Source organism: Streptomyces sp. NPDC059371 (assembly GCF_042751995.1).
Classification (GTDB): Bacteria; Actinomycetota; Actinomycetes; order Streptomycetales; family Streptomycetaceae; genus Streptomyces.
Genome location: NZ_JBHYXD010000063.1, coordinates 25068 through 43134 on the forward strand (window position 1 = coordinate 25068; position 18067 = coordinate 43134).

Annotated in this window: 18 protein-coding genes; 7 read left to right on the forward strand and 11 right to left on the reverse strand. The window is 74.0% G+C overall.

Translation table 11 applies throughout. From position 1 onward, the window contains the following. Positions 1-12: 12 nt before the first annotated feature. The 6 genes from ACFXGX_RS28750 to ACFXGX_RS28775 form a co-directional block, all read right to left on the reverse strand. On the reverse strand, positions 13-828 hold the full coding sequence (locus ACFXGX_RS28750; protein ID WP_384796431.1) for a hypothetical protein: 816 nt from the start codon (positions 826-828) through the stop codon (positions 13-15). Further along, entirely contained in the window at positions 825-2087 is a 1263-nt protein-coding gene (locus ACFXGX_RS28755) for a glycosyltransferase family 4 protein (protein ID WP_384796433.1), read from the reverse strand. The genes ACFXGX_RS28750 and ACFXGX_RS28755 overlap by 4 nt, the downstream gene beginning before the upstream one ends. A gap of 85 nt (positions 2088-2172) precedes the next feature. Beyond that, complete coding sequence (locus ACFXGX_RS28760; protein WP_384796434.1) at positions 2173-2658, reverse strand: methylated-DNA--[protein]-cysteine S-methyltransferase; 486 nt, start codon at positions 2656-2658, stop codon at positions 2173-2175. Continuing rightward, positions 2655-4241, reverse strand: a complete 1587-nt coding sequence (locus ACFXGX_RS28765; protein WP_384796436.1) for an AlkA N-terminal domain-containing protein — start codon at positions 4239-4241, stop codon at positions 2655-2657. Before ACFXGX_RS28765 ends, ACFXGX_RS28760 begins: the two co-directional genes overlap by 4 nt. Positions 4242-4393: 152 nt before the next feature. Further along, positions 4394-5320: a M48 family metalloprotease gene (locus ACFXGX_RS28770; RefSeq protein ID WP_384796438.1), complete on the reverse strand. Its 927-nt coding sequence runs from the start codon at positions 5318-5320 to the stop codon at positions 4394-4396. After that, complete coding sequence (locus tag ACFXGX_RS28775; RefSeq protein WP_384796440.1) at positions 5317-5712, reverse strand: BlaI/MecI/CopY family transcriptional regulator; 396 nt, start codon at positions 5710-5712, stop codon at positions 5317-5319. The genes ACFXGX_RS28770 and ACFXGX_RS28775 overlap by 4 nt, the downstream gene beginning before the upstream one ends. Before the next feature lie 118 nt (positions 5713-5830). Between ACFXGX_RS28775 and ACFXGX_RS28780 the strand changes: the two genes are divergently transcribed. Genes ACFXGX_RS28780 through ACFXGX_RS28795 form a run of 4 tightly spaced genes read left to right on the forward strand, consistent with a single transcriptional unit; the run spans position 5831 to position 9224 of the window. After that, entirely contained in the window at positions 5831-6505 is a 675-nt protein-coding gene (locus tag ACFXGX_RS28780; RefSeq protein ID WP_384796442.1) for a DedA family protein, read from the forward strand. Next, positions 6502-7125, forward strand: a complete 624-nt coding sequence (locus tag ACFXGX_RS28785) for a phosphatase PAP2 family protein (protein WP_384796444.1) — start codon at positions 6502-6504, stop codon at positions 7123-7125. Before ACFXGX_RS28780 ends, ACFXGX_RS28785 begins: the two co-directional genes overlap by 4 nt. A 9-nt stretch (positions 7126-7134) precedes the next feature. Continuing rightward, entirely contained in the window at positions 7135-7797 is a 663-nt protein-coding gene (locus tag ACFXGX_RS28790) for a response regulator transcription factor (RefSeq protein WP_384796446.1), read from the forward strand. Positions 7798-7853: 56 nt separating this feature from the next. Further along, positions 7854-9224 (forward strand): sensor histidine kinase, encoded by a 1371-nt coding sequence (locus tag ACFXGX_RS28795; protein WP_384796448.1) that lies wholly within the window; start codon positions 7854-7856, stop codon positions 9222-9224. Between the two features lie 48 nt (positions 9225-9272). Here ACFXGX_RS28795 and ACFXGX_RS28800 read toward each other — a convergent pair whose 3' ends face one another. The 3 genes from ACFXGX_RS28800 to ACFXGX_RS28810 form a co-directional block, all read right to left on the reverse strand. Continuing rightward, entirely contained in the window at positions 9273-10121 is an 849-nt protein-coding gene (locus ACFXGX_RS28800) for a hypothetical protein (protein ID WP_384796450.1), read from the reverse strand. Positions 10122-10200: 79 nt separating this feature from the next. Beyond that, positions 10201-11106, reverse strand: a complete 906-nt coding sequence (locus ACFXGX_RS28805) for a YbhN family protein (protein WP_384796484.1) — start codon at positions 11104-11106, stop codon at positions 10201-10203. 407 nt (positions 11107-11513) lie between these two features. Then, positions 11514-13019, reverse strand: coding sequence for a hypothetical protein (locus tag ACFXGX_RS28810; RefSeq protein WP_384796452.1), 1506 nt, complete (start codon positions 13017-13019; stop codon positions 11514-11516). Between the two features lie 240 nt (positions 13020-13259). Between ACFXGX_RS28810 and ACFXGX_RS28815 the strand changes: the two genes are divergently transcribed. The 3 genes from ACFXGX_RS28815 to ACFXGX_RS28825 all read left to right on the forward strand — a co-directional run bounded on the left by ACFXGX_RS28815 (position 13260) and on the right by ACFXGX_RS28825 (position 15828). Then, the gene (locus ACFXGX_RS28815; protein ID WP_384796454.1) at positions 13260-13643 is read left to right on the forward strand and encodes a BlaI/MecI/CopY family transcriptional regulator; all 384 of its coding nucleotides are present in this window, start codon (positions 13260-13262) and stop codon (positions 13641-13643) included. After that, positions 13640-14539 (forward strand): M48 family metalloprotease, encoded by a 900-nt coding sequence (locus ACFXGX_RS28820; RefSeq protein ID WP_384796456.1) that lies wholly within the window; start codon positions 13640-13642, stop codon positions 14537-14539. The genes ACFXGX_RS28815 and ACFXGX_RS28820 overlap by 4 nt, the downstream gene beginning before the upstream one ends. A gap of 344 nt (positions 14540-14883) precedes the next feature. Continuing rightward, on the forward strand, positions 14884-15828 hold the full coding sequence (locus ACFXGX_RS28825) for an endonuclease/exonuclease/phosphatase family protein (protein ID WP_384796458.1): 945 nt from the start codon (positions 14884-14886) through the stop codon (positions 15826-15828). A 221-nt stretch (positions 15829-16049) separates the two neighbouring features. On the opposite strand, the gene ACFXGX_RS28830 is transcribed toward ACFXGX_RS28825, so the two are convergent. Together ACFXGX_RS28830 and ACFXGX_RS28835 are read right to left on the reverse strand one after the other, a co-directional pair. Further along, positions 16050-16556: an O-acetyl-ADP-ribose deacetylase gene (locus ACFXGX_RS28830; RefSeq protein ID WP_384796460.1), complete on the reverse strand. Its 507-nt coding sequence runs from the start codon at positions 16554-16556 to the stop codon at positions 16050-16052. Next, positions 16553-17962, reverse strand: a complete 1410-nt coding sequence (locus tag ACFXGX_RS28835) for a phytoene desaturase family protein (RefSeq protein ID WP_384796462.1) — start codon at positions 17960-17962, stop codon at positions 16553-16555. The genes ACFXGX_RS28830 and ACFXGX_RS28835 overlap by 4 nt, the downstream gene beginning before the upstream one ends. Positions 17963-18067: the final 105 nt, after the last annotated feature.

Genomic DNA, 18067 nt, shown 5'->3' on the forward strand with positions numbered 1-18067 from the left:
GCGCCATACAGGTCACGAGTGCGCTCTCACCTCGACGGAGAGGTCGTTGTCGACGGTGTAGTAGGGGCGCAGGGCGGCACCGCCGACGTCGGCCGTCGGGTAGACGACTATCTCCTTGCGGTCCGCCAGGTCGTCGAGAAGACGGCCGACGCGTATCCGGGGTACCTGGGCCGCGGGACGGACGAAGACGTCCCAGACACCGGCCGCCGATGGTGTCCCGCCGGCCAGTTCCGCGTAGTCGACGGTGAAGGAGAGGCTCCGTCCCTCGTCCTCGGCACGCGGCTCCACGGTGCGAGCGGTGGCACCGGCACCCCGTAGCCGCAGGCTCACGACGGCCCCCTCCTGGAGTGAGGCACCGTGCAGGCGTGCCCTGACCGTCATCGAGCCACCGGTGACGTCGACGGCTTCGGCCTCCGCGTGGGCGGTGCGCAGCCAGGCACGCACCGCGAGATGGCCGTCCTTGGTCACGTAGGGGATCCGGACGGCGACCGGGGACGGCCGGCGCCGGCGGTGTCCGTCGACGAGTGCCCGCAGATCGCGCAGACCGGGGCGCAGACGCTGCCGCTCGGCTCCCGGTTCCCGGAGCAGGTACATGTCCCAGCGGCCCTCCGCGAGTACGGGGTGCGCGTCGAGGACCGCGCACCGGCGCTCCCCGGCGGGCTCGAAGTCGAGTACGTGGACGGTCTTTTCGGGCTGTCCCTTCTTAGGGCGCAGTCGCAGCAGCAGCCGCTGCCCTTCGGGTGACCCGGGCGGCAGGTCGAAGGTGATGCGGCCGTCCGTGCCGATCGAGCAGCCGACGTGTGGTTGCGTCTCCGTGTCCGTGCTCACTTCTGCCTCCGCAGGGTGCGCAGCGCACCGTCGGCGGCGCTGTGCGCCATGTCGCGCAGGGCGAAGCCGTGGCCGGCCAGGACGCGGTGCGCGGCGGAGCGTTCCCGGAGCACCGGCCGGCCCTCCCGTCTCGCCGACACGGCCTCGGCGAACAGGCGTTCCGCCTGGGTGACGACGGGGCCCGGAGCGAAGCGCCGGGCGTTCTTCCTGGCCGCGCGGCCCGCACGCAGGCGCCACTCGTCGTCGCGGACGAGTCCCCGCAGCGCTTCGGCCAGCGCGTCGCGGTCCCCGACCGGCACGAGCCGGCCGTCGACGCCGTCCTCGATGATTTCACCCGGTCCGTGCGGGCAGTCGGTGCTCACCACCGGCAGACCGCAGCTCATCGCCTCGATGATGGTCATGCCGAACGCCTCGTAGTCGGAGGCCGCCACCGCGATCGATCCCTTGACCCACTCGGCCTCCATGGGGGTGGCCGCGCCCATCAGGAGGACCCGGTCGTACAGACCGAGGTCCGCGACGAGCCGCCGCAGCCGATCGTGCTCCTCGCCCTTGCCGTAGACGCGCAACCGCCAGTCGGGGTGTTCGGCCGCGACCATGGCGAAGGCCTCGACGATCAGGTCGTACCGTTTGACGGGGACCAGACGGCCGGCCGCGATGATCACCTTGGCGGCGCCGTCGGCGGGTGGCAGCACCGAGTCCGGCACGCTGTTCGGAAGTGCCTCCACCCGGACTCCGGGCATCCGCACCTTGCGCCGATAGGCGGCGGCGTCCGCCTCGGTCACCGTGGTGAGCGTGTCGAGCCGGCGATAGGCCCGGCGCAGGGCTGAACGCAGCCGGGGCGGATGGTTGTCCAGGGTGAGGTGCTCCTGGCCGATGCGCGCGACGTGCCGCGGAGCCTGGAGGGCCAGATGTACGTTGAGCCCCGGCCTGGTCCCGATCACCACGTCGGCGTCGGTCTCCGCGAGGCACGCGCCGATCCGCCGGTCGGTCAACTCGCTGTACTGCCGGTACCGGTACTCGGCTCGGGGGAACACCCTCGCCGGTCTCAGATGCGACGGATGCTCCTTGTCCTGCCGCAGATCCACCAGCGACCGTAACGAGACGCGGGGATCCAGGGACAGCGTCGGCCGCTCGCGGTGCCGGAGCACCGAGACGATCTCCACCTCGTTCCGTGCGGCGAGCGCACATGCCAGATTGAAGGTGGTGGTGATCGTGCCCCCGATCCCATAGGCGTTGTGGAGCAGAAAGGAGATCTTCATGGCTGTTCAGACTCTGTCAACTCCCCATGGGTTGCGCTCTGTTGCCAACACGTTTCGATCACCGTCCGGCACAGACCGCCACCGGTCAGAAGAGTGCCGATCCACTCTCGAAATCCAGGAGTTGCCTCTTGCGGTCCAGGCCGCCGCCGTAGCCGGTGAGGCTGCCGCCCGCGCCGATCACCCGGTGGCAGGGCACGATGATCCCGATCGGATTCCTGCCGTTGGCGAGGCCGACCGCGCGGGAGGCGCCCATGTTGCCCAGGGCTTCCGCGAGTTCGCCGTACGACCGGGTCTCGCCGTAGGGAATCTGCCGCAGTCGGTCCCACACGCTGCGCTGGAAGGGCGTCCCGATCAAACGGAGTTCGACGGTGAACTCCTTCAACTCGCCCTCGAAGTAGGCGTCGAGCTGCTCGGTCACCTCGTCGAAGAGGGTGTCGTCGCGCTCGCCGAAGGTCTCCTCCGGCGGACGGTGGCGCTGACCGACCATGTGGAGGCCGCACAGGACGCCGTCGTCGTCGGCGACGAGCGTGAGGGGGTCGTAGGGGCTGTCGATGACCGTGTGCCGTTTCACTGGGCGTCCTCGGTGCGTGAGATGCGTGCGGTGCGGGTGGTGCGTGCGGTGCGGGTGGCGTCCGGGATGTGCGGGGCGCCGCTCGGCGTCGGCAGGAAATTGATCGGGTGGCTGTCCGTGGCCCACAGGTACTGGACCGCGTACGCCCGCCAGGGACGCCAGGCCGCGGCACGGGCCGTCAGCGCGGCAGGCGTGGACGGGAGCCCCAGCTCCCGCGCGGCGCGCCGGATCCCGAGGTCGGTGGGGAGGAAGGCGTCCGGGTCCCCTAGGGCACGCATCGCGATCACGTCGGCGGTCCAAGGGCCGAATCCGGGGAGCGCGAGAAGCCTGGCCCTCGCCTGCTCCCAGTCGCTCTCCACCCCCAGATGAAGTGTTCCGTCGGCGAGTCGACCCACCAGCGTGGTGAAGGTGGTGCGCCGGGTGCGGGGCATCGCGAGGGACTCGGGGTCGACCGCGGCGAGCGCCTGTGACGAGGGGAAGAGGTGGGTGAGGCCGCCCTCGGGGTCCTCGACCGGATCACCGTACGCGGCCACCAGGCGGGCGGCGTGGGTACGCGCGGCGGCCGTGGAGACCTGCTGCCCCAGCACCGCCCGAACGGCGAACTCGGCCTCGTCGACCGTGCGCGGCACCCGGCGCCCGGGGGCCTTGTCGACCAGCGGCGCCAGCAGCGGATCCGTGCGGAGCTGGTCGTCGACCGCCACCGGATCGGCGTCCAGGTCCAGCATGCGGCGGCAGCGGCTGATCGCGACGGACAGGTCGCGCAGGTCGCTGAGGGTCAGCCGGCACGCGATGTGGTCCGGCATCGGTGTCAGACCGGCGACGCCATGCCCGTACGGCAGTCGCAGGGTCCGCCGGTACGCGCCGTCGCGCCACTCCTCCACCCCGGGTACGGCGGTGGCGGCGAGGTGCCCGAAGAGGTTGTCGGGGTTGAGCGGGGCGCGGAAGGGGAGCCGGAGGTTCAGGACCCCCGGCGTGCCCGCGGTCGCGGCCGTGGCTCCGGCCCGGCTCCTGGGCAGGCGGGCGCGCAGTTCGCTCGGGGACAGCGCGAAGACCTCACGGACCGTGTCGTTGAAGGTGCGGATGGAGGAGAACCCGGCGGCGAAGGCGATCTCGGCGATCGGGAGCGGTGTCGTCTCGATGAGCAGCCGGGCCGTCTGGGCACGCTGGGCGCGGGCGAGCGCCAGGGGTCCCGCGCCCAGCTCGGCGAGAAGCTGCCGCTCGATCTGGCGGGTGCTGTAGCCGAGCCGGGCGGCCAGGCCGGGTACACCGTCGCGGTCGACGACTCCGTCGCCGATCAGCCGCATCGCGCGGGCCACCAGGTCGGCACGGTGGTTCCATTCGGGTGAGCCGGGGCTGGTGTCCGGGCGGCAGCGCTTGCAGGCCCGGAATCCGGCCTGCTGACAGGCGGCGGCGCTCGGATAGAAGGTCATGTTCCGGGGCTTGGGCGGCACGACCGGGCAGCTCGGCCGGCAGTAGATTCCCGTCGTCGTCACCGCGGTGAAGAACCATCCGTCGAAACGCGCGTCCTTGGACCGGACGGCCCGCACGCAGCGTTCCGTGTCCGTGTGCATCCCGTTCTGCATGCCTCAAGCATCGGGCACCCCGGAGGGCGGGGCTGGCGAGAATCCGACATCAACGTTTCCCGCCGGGAGGCCTGCCGCGCCCCCTACGGACACGCGCGGACGGAATCCGGTCGGCGCGCCGCCGGAACGGTCAGCACGCCGCCGGAATCCGGTCAGCGCGCCTCCTCACCCTGCGCGACCTCCACCTCGTGGTGGAACGCGACGACACCCGCCCCCGACGCCCCGGCCGAGACGGCGGCGCAGGCGGCGAGCAGGAGGGCGATCCAGGCGGCGGCACGCGGGCGGCGCCGCGGGGCGGAGAGCAGTGCGGCGACCCGCTGGGGAACGGGACCCGTGGTGGCCGCGGGGGCGAAGTCGGGACGCTCGGAACGGACCTCGCCGATGGCCAGGGCGGCGCGGGCGATGGCCCGCGCGGTCAGCCGCCGGTCCCCCACGGCGGCGGCCGCGGCCTCGTCCGCGGCGCGCTCCGCCGCGAGCGCGACGGTCGCGCGGACCGTGCGCAGCCCCGGGTGGCAGTGGGCCGCGAGTTCGGCCACGACGAGGAAGCGGTGGTGGCCGCCCGCGTTGTGGGCCCGCTCATGGGCGAAGAGGACCTCGCGCTCGTCGGCGCCGAGACTGCGCAGCATCGCGGTGGTGACGACGATGCGGTGCGGCCGGCCCGGGAGGGCGTACGCGTCGGGGTGCGGCGACTCGATGACGCACAGGTCTCCGGCGGCGGGACGGCGGTCGGCCTGGCTGCGCGCGGTGCGGAACGCGCGGACCTGGCGCAGGGCCGAGCGGACGACGGTCCACGCGCCGACGGTGAGCACACCCGTCGCGGCGGCGGCCGCGGGCAGGACGACGAGGTCCGAGGCCGTACGCAGCGGGTGGACGAGGTCACCGAGGCCGGCGAAGAGCGGCACCTTGAGCAGGCCCGTCAGGACCAGCGCGCCCAGCGAGGCCACGGAGGCTCCGGCCAGCACGACGAGCGCGAGGGTCACCGACCACAGCGCGGCCACCGGGCCGAACCGGTCGAGGCAGCGGCGGGCCAGCGGTCCGAGCGCGAACGGGACCAGCAGGGGCACCAGGAGCAGGATCATCCATCACCCGGTTCCGGTCGCGTGCCGAGATCCGGCTCCAGCAGGTCCCGCAGGAGCCGCTCGTCGTCGGCGCTGAGCTGGGCGACGAAGCGGGCCAGTGCGGTCCCCCTGTCGTCGTCCCGGTCGAGCTCGGTGTGCATGCGGCGCGCGGTGAGGCCGTGCGGGTCCTGGACGGGGAAGTACGCGTAGCCCCGGCCGAGCCGCTCGCGGCCGACGATGCCCTTCTCGTGCAGCCGGGACAGGATCGTCGTCACGGTCGTACGGGCCAGACCGGAGTCCAGCTCGGCCTGCACGCGTCCCGGCGTGAGCGGCCCGCCCGCGGCCCAGAGAGCCGCCATCACGCCGGCCTCCAGCTCGCCGGCCGGCCGGCGTTCGTCCTTGTCCCTGCTCATGGGAACGATCCTCACCCCACCATCGTCTACAGTTCAGTAGACCGTCTACATAATTGTAGTCAGTCGGGCACGGGTTTCGACCGTGCCTGCCGCTTCCAGTATGAGAGGGTCCGCGACGATGGCCGCATCCTTGTTCACGGCGTCCGACCTCGCCGTGAATATTCTCAGCGCGCAGTCCCTGCTCGCCGCGTTCGGTGTGCTGGGCGTGGGCGTGGTGATGTTCGCGGAGACCGGCCTGTTGATCGGCTTCTTCCTGCCCGGTGACTCGCTGCTGTTCACGGCGGGCCTCCTGTGCACCGGGTCGGGACAGAGCGGCGTGAAGCTGTCACTCCCCCCGCTGCTGATCGCCGCGGCCACGGGCGCGCTGGTCGGCGCCCAGACGGGCTATCTGATCGGACGGAAGGCGGGCGGCGCGCTGCTCGGCCGCGGTTCCTCCCCCCGGCTGGCGTCGGGCGCGCACCGGGCCGAGGAGCTCCTGGATCGGTACGGCTACGCGAAGGCGATCGTGCTGGCCCGCTTCGTCCCCGTCGTGCGCACGGTGCTGAACCCGATGGCGGGCGCCCTGGGTGTGCCCGTGCGGACCTTCACCGTGTGGCAGGTGGCCGGCGGCCTCGTCTGGAGCCTCGGCCTCACCCTCGCCGGGTACGCGCTGGGGTCGTCCATCCCGAACGTCGACCGTTATCTGCTCCCGGTCATCGCGGTGATCGTGCTGGTGTCCCTGGCCCCCCTCGCCGTCGAGCTGTACCGCTCGCGCCGGCGGGGCGCCGCGGGAAAGGAGGAGGTCCAGGGATGATCCTGGCATTCGACGGATCCTCGATCGACGGCTCCGCCTACGGGTACGTGACCGATCTCGCGCGGGACTCCCCCGCATGGCTCGACGACCTGGTGTCCTTCTGGTCGACGTACGGGCTCGGCCTGTTCGCCGTGCTGATGGTGGCGGCCTGGTGGCGCGCCCGGCGCGAGAGCCCCGGGGCGGCGCTGGTCGCGCTCGCCGTGCCCGTCGTCGTGGTCGTGGCGTACGTGGTGGATCTCGGTGTGAAGCTGCTGGTGCGCGAGGACCGGCCCTGTCAGAGCCTGCGGGTGGCGACGCTGGAGGCGTGCCCGGCCCACGGCGACTGGTCGTTCCCGAGCAACCACGCGGCGATCGCCGCCGCGGCGGCCGTCGCACTGTTCCTCGTCTCGCGCCGCGTCGGCACCCTCGCCATCGTGGCCGCGGGCATGATGGCCGCCTCCCGGGTCTGGGTGGGCGTGCACTATCCGCACGACGTGGCGGCCGGTCTGCTCGTCGGCACGCTGGTCGCGATGACGATGGTGGCCGCCCTGCGCAGGCTGCCCGATGTGTCGGGACATCCGCTCACCGCGTCGCGGCTCGGAGTCCTGCTCATCGCTCCCCGTCTCGTGAAGAGCGGGTGAGCGGGCCGTATGCGCCGGCGGATCCTGGTCGTCGAGGACGACCACGCGCTGCGTGACGTCCTGCGGCGCGGTCTGCGGGACGAGGGCTTCGACACCGTGCCGGCACAGGACGGCGCGACCGCGCTGCGGCTGGCCGGGGACGGCATCGACGCGGCCGTCCTCGACGTCGGCCTGCCCGACGCCGACGGACGGGACGTGTGCCAGGCGATCCGGGCGGGCGGCTTCCTCTCCCCCGTGATCTTCCTGACGGCCCACCACCACCTCACCGACCGGCTGGCCGGCTTCGCGGCCGGAGGCGACGACTATCTGCCCAAGCCGTTCCATCTGACGGAGCTGGCGGCCCGGCTGCGGGCGGCCCTCAAGCGCGCCGGACCGGTTCCGTCCGGCACCGCGGGCGACCTGGTGCTGGACCCGGTCGCGCACAGCCTGACCGTGCGCGGCCACCGCGTCGCGCTGACCCCGACGGAGTTCCGTCTGCTGGCGGCGCTCATCGCGGCGTCCGGGGCGATCGTCGGCCGGCGGGAGCTGACCCGGGCCGGCTGGCCGGAGGGAGCGCGGGTCAGCGACAACACGCTCGACCAGTATCTGACCCGGCTGCGCCGCAAGCTCCGGGACGGCGGCAGCGAGCTGACCGTCACGACCGCCCGGGGCATCGGACACCGGCTCTCATGAAGCACGGTCCCCCGAACTCGCGGCCGAGGCCGGCGGCGGATTCCGAGGCGCGCGCCGTGCCCTGGCGGACACGCGCCTCCCGCTGGGCTCCGGGAACCCTCCGGGGCCGGCTCTCGCTGGTCGCGCTGACCACCGCCACCCTGCTGATGGTGATCCTCACGGTGGCGTTCAACACCGTCGTACGACAGCACCTCCGGCACCAGGCGGACGACGAACTGCGCACCCGGGCCACCGCCGTCGCCGCGACGGTCGACACCAGCGGCACCCGGGTGCGTCTCCTGGAGACACCGGGCGAGGAACTGCTCGACGCGAACGTGTGGATCTACGCGGGCGGGCGGCTCCTGGAGAAACCCCCGACGGCCACCGCCGCGGGCCCGCTCACCCGCGCGGCCGACGCACTCGCCGCCCGGGGCGGGACCGGCTGCCTCACCTCCAGCGCGCACGGCCCGGTCCGGCTGTGCGCGCGGCCGGTGCCGGGAGACAGCACCGGCGCGGCCGTCGTCACCGCCCTCGACCTGTCCCCTTACCGCAGTTCGGCCGACACCCTGCTGTTCGCGTCGCTCGCACTGGACGCCGTCATGCTCGCCTGCACGTACGCGCTGACGCGCCTCGCCGTGGGGCGCGCCCTGCGTCCCGTACGCACCATGACCAACGAGGCCACCCGGTGGAGCGCCGTGGTCTCCGAGGAACGCTTCGGGAGCGTCGCCCGGCCCGACGAACTCGCCCGGCTGGGTGAGTCGCTGGACGCGCTCCTGGACCGCATCCGGGCTCTGCTGCGCCATGAGCGGCAGCTCACCCGGGAGCTGTCGCACGAACTGCGCAATCCGCTCGCCCGGATCATCGCCGAGCTCGACTGGCTGCGGTCCCGGCCACGGTCGGCCGAGGAGACCCGGGCCGCGCACGAGGCCGTGGCGGACGCGGCCGGTTCCATGCGCACGATCTGCGACACGCTGCTCGACGACGCCCGTGACAGCGCCGCCGCCGTACCGGGCACCGGCGAGGTCGTGGCCGTACTGCGCCGGCTCGCGGACCGGGCCGCGACGGCCCGGCCGGACGTGGAGATCGCCGTCCGGGGCCCTGAAGACGGTCTGGTGGCGGGGGTGCCCGACGCTCTGCTGGAGCGCATCGTCAGTCCGCTGCTCGACAACGCGCTGCGGCACGCCCGCTCCCGGGTCGCGATCCGGGCCGGAGCGGGGCCCGGTGGCGTCCGGGTGGAGGTCGGCGACGACGGACCGGGCGTACCGGCGTCGTTCGCGCCGCAGCTCTTCCTGCCGGGGCGCCGCGCCGATCCCGGGGACGGACACGGCGGAGCGGGCCTCGGTCTGCCGCTCGCGCGACGCCTGGCCCGCTCCGCCGGAGGCGATGTCCATCACGAGGAGGCGGGCGCCACGGGCGCGACCTTCGTGGTGGGACTCCCGCCGGGGTGAGGGCCCGACGGAGTCCGACGACGCGCCGCGTCCGCGGACACCCCGCGGTCAGCCCGCCCGGAGGGTGGACCGGTCGGCGCCGGCCACGTCGCGGCGGGTGATCGAGAGATGGACGACCAGCCCGAGGATGACGGCCAGGAACAGCACGCTGGTGACGACGGTGCCGAAGCCCAGACCGCCGTCGCCGGTCGGCTGCGAGAGGTAGTCGCCGATCGACGCGCCCAGCGGACGGGTCAGGATGTACGCGATCCAGAAGCTGAGCACGGCGTTCAGGCCGAGGGCGAAGTGCGCGACGGCGACAGCGGCGATCGCGAGGGCGAACAGAACGGCGGAGACCCAGTACCCGAGGGCCATGCGCTCGGCGACCAGGTCACCGGCCGCGGTGCCGAGGGCGAACGTGAACAGCACCGCCAGCCAGTAGTAGGCCTCGCGGGCGAGCGTGTCGACGCTGTGGATGGACAGCGTGCCCTCGCGGCGGTACCAGACGAAGAACGTCACGGCGAGGGCGACGGCGAAGACGGCGGTGCTGGTCTCCAGCGGCACACCCAGGTTGTCGGTCAGGTTGTCGCTGATCAGCGTCCCCACGACGCTGATCAGCGCCACCGCGAGCCAGTAGACGCCCGCCCGGTAGCTCCTCGTCCGGAACTGGACCACGAGGACGACCGCCAGCAGCCCGCTCATCAGCAGGGAGACGCCGGTCAGACCGAGGCCCAGCTTCTCGTTCAGGAGGTCCGCGGCGGTCTCACCGACCGTCGTGCACAGCACCTTGATGATCCAGAAGTACGCGGTGACTTCGGGCACCTTGTTCCAGCGCACACGGCGCTCCGGGGTGGCCGGGGCGCCGAGGCGGCCGTAGTCCTCGGGAGTCCCGTCGGTCTCTGTTGTCTCGTAGCTCATGAGGCCCGAGGCTGTCAGCGGAAGCCTGAACACATCCTGACCGTCGTACGCCCCCGGGCCGGGCCCCTGGGCGCGCCGTTCACAGCACCCGGCGGCGGATCAGCACGCCCAGTGCCACCAGTCCGGGGAGCAGGGGAAGCCAGACGGTGAGCAGCCGGTAGCCGATCACCGTGGACGCCGCCGCCTCGCCCGGCGCTCCCGCGAGCGTGAGGGCCAGCGCGAGGGCGGCGTCCAGGGAGCCGAGGCCGCCCGGCGTGGGCAGCAGGACGGCGGCACTGCTCGCGGCGAGGTAGACGAGGGCCACCCGGGCCGGGGACAGCGGCAGGCCGATGGCCTGGGCCACGGCGATGACCACGGTGGCGTGCAGCGCGGCGAAGGCCAGCGAGCCGCCCCACAGCGCGGCGGCCCGCGCGGGGATTTCGTGCACGGCGCGGACGTCCAGGAGCACACGGCGCAGCGCCCGCCGCAGCGGTCCGGCGAACAGGGCCGCGGCTGAGGCGGCGACCACGACACCGGCCGTCCAGGCCGCCACGGTCCAGGCGCTCGCCGTCAGCCTGGGGAGACGGAGCGCACCGGGACAGGCCAGGGCGAGTCCGCCGATCAGTAGGCCGCGTACGACGGTTCCGGCGCAGGCCTTGACCGCGAGCGCGGTCGCGGAACGGGCGAGGGGCAGTCCGCACCGGGTCAGGAAGCGCATATTGACCGCCCCCGCGCCGAGGCCCGAGGGCAGCACATGGTTGGCGGAGGCGGCCGCGAACTGCACCGCCACCAGTCGCCCGGCGGGCAGCGGCTCCGCCACCGCGCCCTGCTGGGCGAGTGCGGAGCACACCCAGGTCGCGAGGGTGGCGGCGGCCGCCACCAGCAGCCAGCCCCGGTCGGCGTGGGCGAGCCGACCGGCTCCCGCCGCGATCAGCGGCCAGTGCCGGTGGGCGAGAAACCCGGCACACACGAGCACGACCAGCGAAAGCCCTGCATGCCACCCCACCCGCCCGTCCCGCCCGACGAGCCGCCGCCCGACGGCCGCCCACCTGCCGCCACCCGCGGGTGACACCGACCCGCCCGGGCCGGTGTCACCCGCGGGCAGAACGGACACCGGATCGGGCAGACCACGCGCCGGATCGGGCAGACCACGGGCCGGCTCGCGCAGAACGGACACCGGTTCGGGCAGACCACGTTCCGGATCGGGCAAACCGAACACGGGCTCGGTCGGTAGTGGCCCCGGGCCGCCGACCGCCGCGCCGGGACCCGCGACCGACGCGGGCGCACCGCCAGGAGACCCGCTCCAGGCCGCCGAGCCCCGCGCCGGAGCACCCACCACCTCGGGCGGCGACACTCCGGGGACACCGGGCAGCCCGCTCCCGTCCGCCGGTGAGGGCGGCTTCGGCCGAGGGGTCACGGCGTAGGACTCCCCGCTCCCGGAGAGACGTAGATGTCGACGGCGCCGGCGTGGTGGAGTGCCCAGGCGTGGGCGTATCCGGGAGGCGCGCCGCCCGGGGCCGCGATGACGGCGACCGGCATGCGGCGGACGGACCGCGCGATGTCGGCCGCGGTGGCGTTGGCGTTGTGCCCTTCGGTCGCCACCGAGGAGCAGCCGGCGTAGAAGGCGATGGGGACGGACCGATGACCGGCCAGCGCGCAGGGCGGCCGCACCCCGAGCCGGTGCAGTTCCGCCGCCGTCACCGCCCAGCCCCGGTGGCTGTCGGCGGTGCGCCGCACCGTGGACTGCAGCACCGCGAACTGCACGGCCAGATGCGCGGCGAGCCCGAGGGCCACCAGTGTCACGGTCACCGGCCGCCACCGCCCGCCGGGAGCCGTGACCAGGTGGACGAGTGCGTCGGCGGCCGGGATCGCGACGAGAGCGTACACAGGCAGCAGGAAGCGCGGCGCCGCGTAGCCGATCATGAGGAGGTACGGGATCCCGGCCGTCGTGGCACAGGCCAGCAGCACCAGGGTGGGTACCGGGCGACGGGCCCGCACGGCGATCACCAGGCCGAAAGCGGCGATCAGCGGCAGGACGAACCACCACACCACCACCGCGGGGTCCGGCATCCCGCCGGTGCAGGGCCGGCACAGGACGCGTCCGCCGAGGCTGCGCATCTGGTCGCCGACCGCGATGTTCCAGCCGAGGCCGCCCTGGATGCGCGACCCGTCGGCGAGCCGTTGCCCCAGGCCGCCGTAGCTCACGTAGGCCTCGATGATCCACTCGGCCGCTCCGGCCGACAGACCCGCGACGAGCGCGAGCAGCGGCCGGACCCGCCGCCACCGGGGGGCCGCCACGGTGAGGACGAGGAGCGGCAGGGTCACCCAGATCGCGTCGGGGGGCCGCATCCACGCCATGAGCGCGGCGCTCAGTCCGGTCCCCCACAGGGCCGCCCGGTCGCGGCCGCCCGCCCGGGCCCGGACGAAGCACCCGACGCAGGCCAGGGCGCCGATCGCCACCCAGTAGTTGGGCATGACCTGCGGGCCGTAGAAGACGGTCACCCAGAGCGTCGCGAACAGGGCACCCGCCAGGGCGAGGACCCGCGCCGGGAACAGTCCGCGCCAGACACGCAGGGCCACGAACAGGCCGAGCCCGGAGAGCAGGGAGAGGTAGATCCGCAGCAGGATGGTGGAGGAGGACCAGGAGGCCACGGGAGCGACGAGCAGGGAGACTCCGCGGGCCCGTGGTGCGCTGAAGAACGCCGCGGGGGCATGCGGGGAGACCTGGCTGACGTACACGGTCTCGTCCCAGCCGAGACCCGTCTGCGGGTGCACGAGGACCAGTTGGGCCAGGGCGAAGGCGGCCGCGACCAGCGCGAGCAGGCCCAGGTCACCGGGCTTCCGGGACACCCGGGCCGTCCTGTCCGGCGGTCCGGGCCGCCGGACGCCGATGAGTGGGACGTTCAGGGTCTTGGCCATCGTCCACCCTTCAGCCCTACACGCTGTAGGGTTTCTTCACCCTACAAGACGTAGGGCGAGGCCGGGAGCCGGGAATCACGGACAAACTATCGCTCACCGGAAGAAGGCGCCGAACGGGACAGGCATTCGAGGGGCACGCGAGGGTGGTACGCGACCCCGCGCACCCCTGGTCCACACCCCTGGTCCACACCCCGGACCGGCACCGTTCCGGGGTCGACTACGCACTGTAAGGTGACGGGCATGGCTGGCACAGGTCCCCACGGAAGGGCGGAACGGCGCAGCGCGGGCGAGCTGGAGAGCGAGGTCCTCGCCGCCCTGTGGGCCACCGACGACGCCCTGACGCCCGCCGAGATCCAGGCCGAGATCGGCGGCGGCCTCGCCTACAACACCGTGCACACCATCCTGAAACGTCTGTACGACAAGGGCCTTGTGCTCCGGGATGTTGACGGCCGGCGCGGCGCGTACCGCCCCGCCAAGAACGCGGCCGAGCTGACGGCGGAGGCCATGCACGAGGCGCTCGACCGCGGACCCGACCCGATCGCGGCCCTCCAGCAGTTCGTCACCGGGCTCAGCCGCCAGGAGGAGGAAGCCCTGCGCGATCTCCTGAAAGGGAACGGGCCTTGAGGATCGACGTCTACGTTCCCCTCGTCCTCGCGCTGCTCCTGACCTCGGTCGCCCCGCTGGTCGGCAGGCGGGTGTCGCCCGCTCTGGCCGCCCGCGTCCTGGTCGCGGCCGCCGCGCTGACCGCGGCCGCGTCCACCTGGGCGCTGCTGCTGCTCGGGGCAACGCTGATCGACCAGGCGCCCGCGGTGATCGCCGAGGCGGGCGAGGAGGGCCGGGTACTGCCCGAGCCCGTTCCCGAGACCGTCGCCGTGCTGGCCGTGGCCGCCCTCGCCGTGATCGCCCACCGGCTCCTTCAGGTCGTACGAGCGCACAACGCGACCCGCAGGGTCCTGCTCAGGCTCTGCGAGGGGCATCCACCGGACAGCGAGCTCGTCGTCGCCGCCTCGCCGACCCCGCACGCCTTCGCGATCCCCGGCAAGCCGGGCCGGATCCTGGTCACCGCTTCGATGCTCGGCGCGCTGGAGCCCGCCGAACGACGGGTTCTGCTCGCCCACGAGCGCGCTCACCTGACGCACCGCCACGCGGCACTGTCGACCGCCGTGGCCCTGGCCGCGGCGGCGAACCCGCTGCTCGCGCCCGTCCGCGACACCGTCGTCTTCCTGCTGGAACGGTGGGCCGACGAGGAGGCCGCGAGCACCGTCGGCGACCGGAACACGACGGCCCGCGCGCTGGCCCGCGCCGCCCTCGTCTCCCAGCGCGCCCGCACCGGATGCGCCCTGCACTTCTCCGAACACGCCGTCACCCGCCGCATCGCGGCCCTGCAGACCGCTCCCCCGCCCGTCGTGCGGTCCGTCGGCGCGGCCGTGCTCGCGCTCGGCGCCCTGCCCGCGCTGGGCGCGGCCGACGCCACGAGCGACCTGCTGCGCCTGCTGTCACAGACACTGCCCGGTCTGTGATCCGGCCCGCCGGCGCCTTCGCCCGCCGGTGACACCAGCGGGCCGATGGCGGGCCGTGCCGGTGACACCAGCAGGCCGAGGGGGGGGGCTGGGCTGGACCGGCCGCGCGAGCCGGCGCGCGACACCCCCCCAGCGGCGCGGGGCGCGCCCGCGCGCGGGGCCGCCCCCCCCGGGCGGCCCCCCCGGGGGGCCGGGGGGGGGCGGGGGGGGCTCCCCCCCCCCCGCCCCGGGCGGGCGCGCACACCCCCGGGCCCCGCCGTTGAGCCGCGCCACCGCCGGACGGCGCCCGCCCCGCCGGAAGGACCGGCCACCGTTCGGCGGCGCCTGCGGGTACGGTCGCGGTCATGACATCTTCCGAGGCGGCTGTCCCGGGCGCCCCGCGCTCCGGGCGGGTGCGGTTCGCGACGTTCAACGTGCTGCACGGACGGACGCTGGTGGACGGCAGACCCGTGTCCGTCCGGACCGCGGGCGGCCCGGAGCTGCCGCTCGTGGAGGCCGTCGCGTCACTGGACGCCGACGTGGTGGCGCTGCAGGAAGTGGACCGGCTGCAGGAGCGCTCGGGCGGGGTGGACCAGGCGTCCGCCGCGGCCGCGGGGTCGGGCGCGCCGCACTGGCGTTACGCGTCCGCCTTCCACGGCATGGCGAAGGCGGGCGGCGGCTGGGTCCCTGAACCGTCCGTACCCGGTCTGCGGGTGTACGGGCCGCGCGAGGCCGAGGCGGGCGACGGTGTCCCCTCGCACGGCATCGCCCTGCTGTCCCGGCTGCCCGTACGGCACTGGAGAGCACGCCGGCTGGCACCGGCACCGGTCCCCATGCCGCTGCGGACGCCCGGACGCCGGGGACTCACCGTGTCCAGGGACCAGCCGCGGGCCGCGCTGGCCGCCGTACTGGAGGGGAGCCGGGGGCCGTTCACCGTGGTGGCGCTGCATCTGTCGTTCGTGCCCGGCTGGAACGTGCTCCAATTGCTCGCCGTCCGCGCCTGGATCGCCGACCTGCCCGGACCCCGGGTGCTTCTCGGCGACTTCAATCTGCCCGGCGCGCTTCCGCGGACGGTCCTCGGCCCCGCCGGACCGGTCCGCGGCAGCCGGAGGGGGCCCGGTGGCACTCCGCCGCCGCCGCGCGGCTGGCGGGATCTGGCCCGTACACCCACCTATCCGGCCCACCGTCCCCTCGTCCAGCTCGACCATGTGCTGGCCGGCGGGATCGCGGCGGGCGCGGCCACCGGAGCGCACGCGCCGAGCACCCCCGTCTCTGACCACCGGCCGCTGGTGGTCGAACTGCCCCTGTGACCGGGCCGTACCACCGGCCCGCACGCATGACGCCGCCCACCAGCCCGCCGGACGCGGCAGGCCCGGCGCCTCGAACGGTGCTCAGGAGCACTTCGGCCGCACAAGCGACCAGCCCCGGTGCCCGCGGGGAGAACCCAGAACCCGGCGCCCCCGGTCCCCTCAGCCCCGGCCCTGGCCCTGGCCCTGGCCCTCAGAGTCCGGAGTCCGCGTCCGGCGCCTCATCACAGCTGTCCGGCGAACGCGTCGTACGCCCGCTTGTCGAAGAGTACGAAGCGGACCTCCTCGACATCGGTCTCGGCGGCCCGGACGGTCTCCACCGCGATGCGCGCCGCGTCGTCCATCGGCCAGCCGTAGATGCCCGCGGAGACGGCGGGGAAGGCGACCGTACGGGCTCCGAGCTCGTCGGCGGCCTTCAGCGACTCCCGGTAGCAGGACGCCAGCAGCTCCGAGCGGTCGTCCTCCTGGGAGTAGCGGGGGCCCACGGTGTGGATCACCCAGCGGGCGTCGAGGTCGCCCGCGGTCGTGGCGACCGCCCGGCCGGTCCGCAGACCCTTGCCGTAGTGACCGGCCCGCAGCTCGCGGCACTCGGCGAGGATGGCCGGACCGCCGCGGCGGTGGATGGCTCCGTCGACGCCCCCGCCGCCGAGCAGCGAGGAGTTGGCCGCGTTGACGACGGCGTCGACGCTCTGCCGGGTGATGTCGCCCTGCACCAGCGTGATCGTGGTCATGACTCTCTCAGCCTCCTCCAGACGGCCTTCGCCGCGTTGTGCCCCGACATCCCGTGCACTCCGGGACCGGGCGGGGTGGCCGAGGAGCACAGGAAGACGGCGGGGTGCGGGGTGCTGTACGGGGACAGGGACAGTCTGGGGCGCAGCATGAGCTGGAGTCCGGAGGCGGCGCCGCAGGCGATGTCACCGCCCACGTAGTTGGCGTTGCGGGCGGCGAGGACGGGCGGTCCGGCGGTCGCGCGGGCCAGGACGCGGTCGCGGAATCCCGGCGCGAACCGCTCGAGCTGGCGCTCGATCGCGTCGGTGAGGTCTCCGGTCCAGCCGTTCGGGACGTGGCCGTAGGCCCAGAAGACCTGCTTGCCCTCGGGGGCGCGGGAGGGGTCCACGACGCTCGGCTGCACCGTGATCAGGAACGGCACGTCGGGCGCCCGGCCCTCGCGCGAGGCCGCCCGCAGCGCGGTGCCGATCTCCGCCCGGCTCGCCCCGACCTGGACCGTCCCGGCGACGCGGGCCTGCTCGGCGGTCCAGGGCACGGGCCCGTCCAGCGCGTAGTCGATCTTGAAAGCGCCCGCTCCGTACCGATAGCCCTCGTAGTACCGCCCGAAGCCGGCGATGCGGGCCAGGGCCTTGGGTGAGGTGTCGAAGACGTACGCCCGCGCGGGCGGCAGGTCGTCCAGGCGCTTGACCTCGTAGTCGGTGTGGACCGTGCCGCCGAGGTCCTTCAGATAGGCGGTGAGCGCGTCCGCGATCGACTGGGAGCCGCCGCGCGCGACGGGCCATCCCCGGGCGTGCGCGGCGAGCGCGAAGACCAGGCCGACGGCGCCCGTGCCGATTCCCTCCAGCGGCGCGATGACGTGCGCCACCAGACCGGCGAACAGGGCTCTGGCCCGCTCGTCGCGGAAGCGGCGCATCAGCCAGGTCGACGGCGGCAGCCCGGCCAGGCCGAAGCGGGCGAGGGTGAGGGGGTCCCGGGGCAGCGCGGTCAGCGGGAGCGACATGAAGTCGTGCGCCAGGGTGTCCCACTTGCTCAGGAACGGCGTGACGAGCCTGCGGTAGGCGCCCGCGTCCCGCGGTCCGAAGGAGGCCGCCGTCTCGGCCACGGACCGCGCGAGCACCGCCGCCGAGCCGTCCGGGAACGGGTGCGCCATGGGGAGCTGCGCGTGCAGCCACTCCAGGCCGTACCGCTCCAGGGGCATCGCGCGGAAGGCGGGTGAATTGATACCGAGCGGATGCGCCGCCGCACACGGATCGTGCCGGAATCCGGGCAGGGTCAGCTCCTCGGTGCGCGATCCCCCGCCCACCGTGTCGCGGGCCTCGAACACGGCCACGGAGAGACCCCGGCGGGCCAGCTCCACGGCAGCCGTCAGTCCGTTCGGCCCCGCACCCACCACGACCGCATCGAGCATCGACGGCACCTTCGGACTCCTTTGTCAGCCGACGGCCACTGAGCATCAGGATATGCCGGAGGACTGACAGCCTTGACGGCACGGGGCGTTGGGCCGAATCACCGT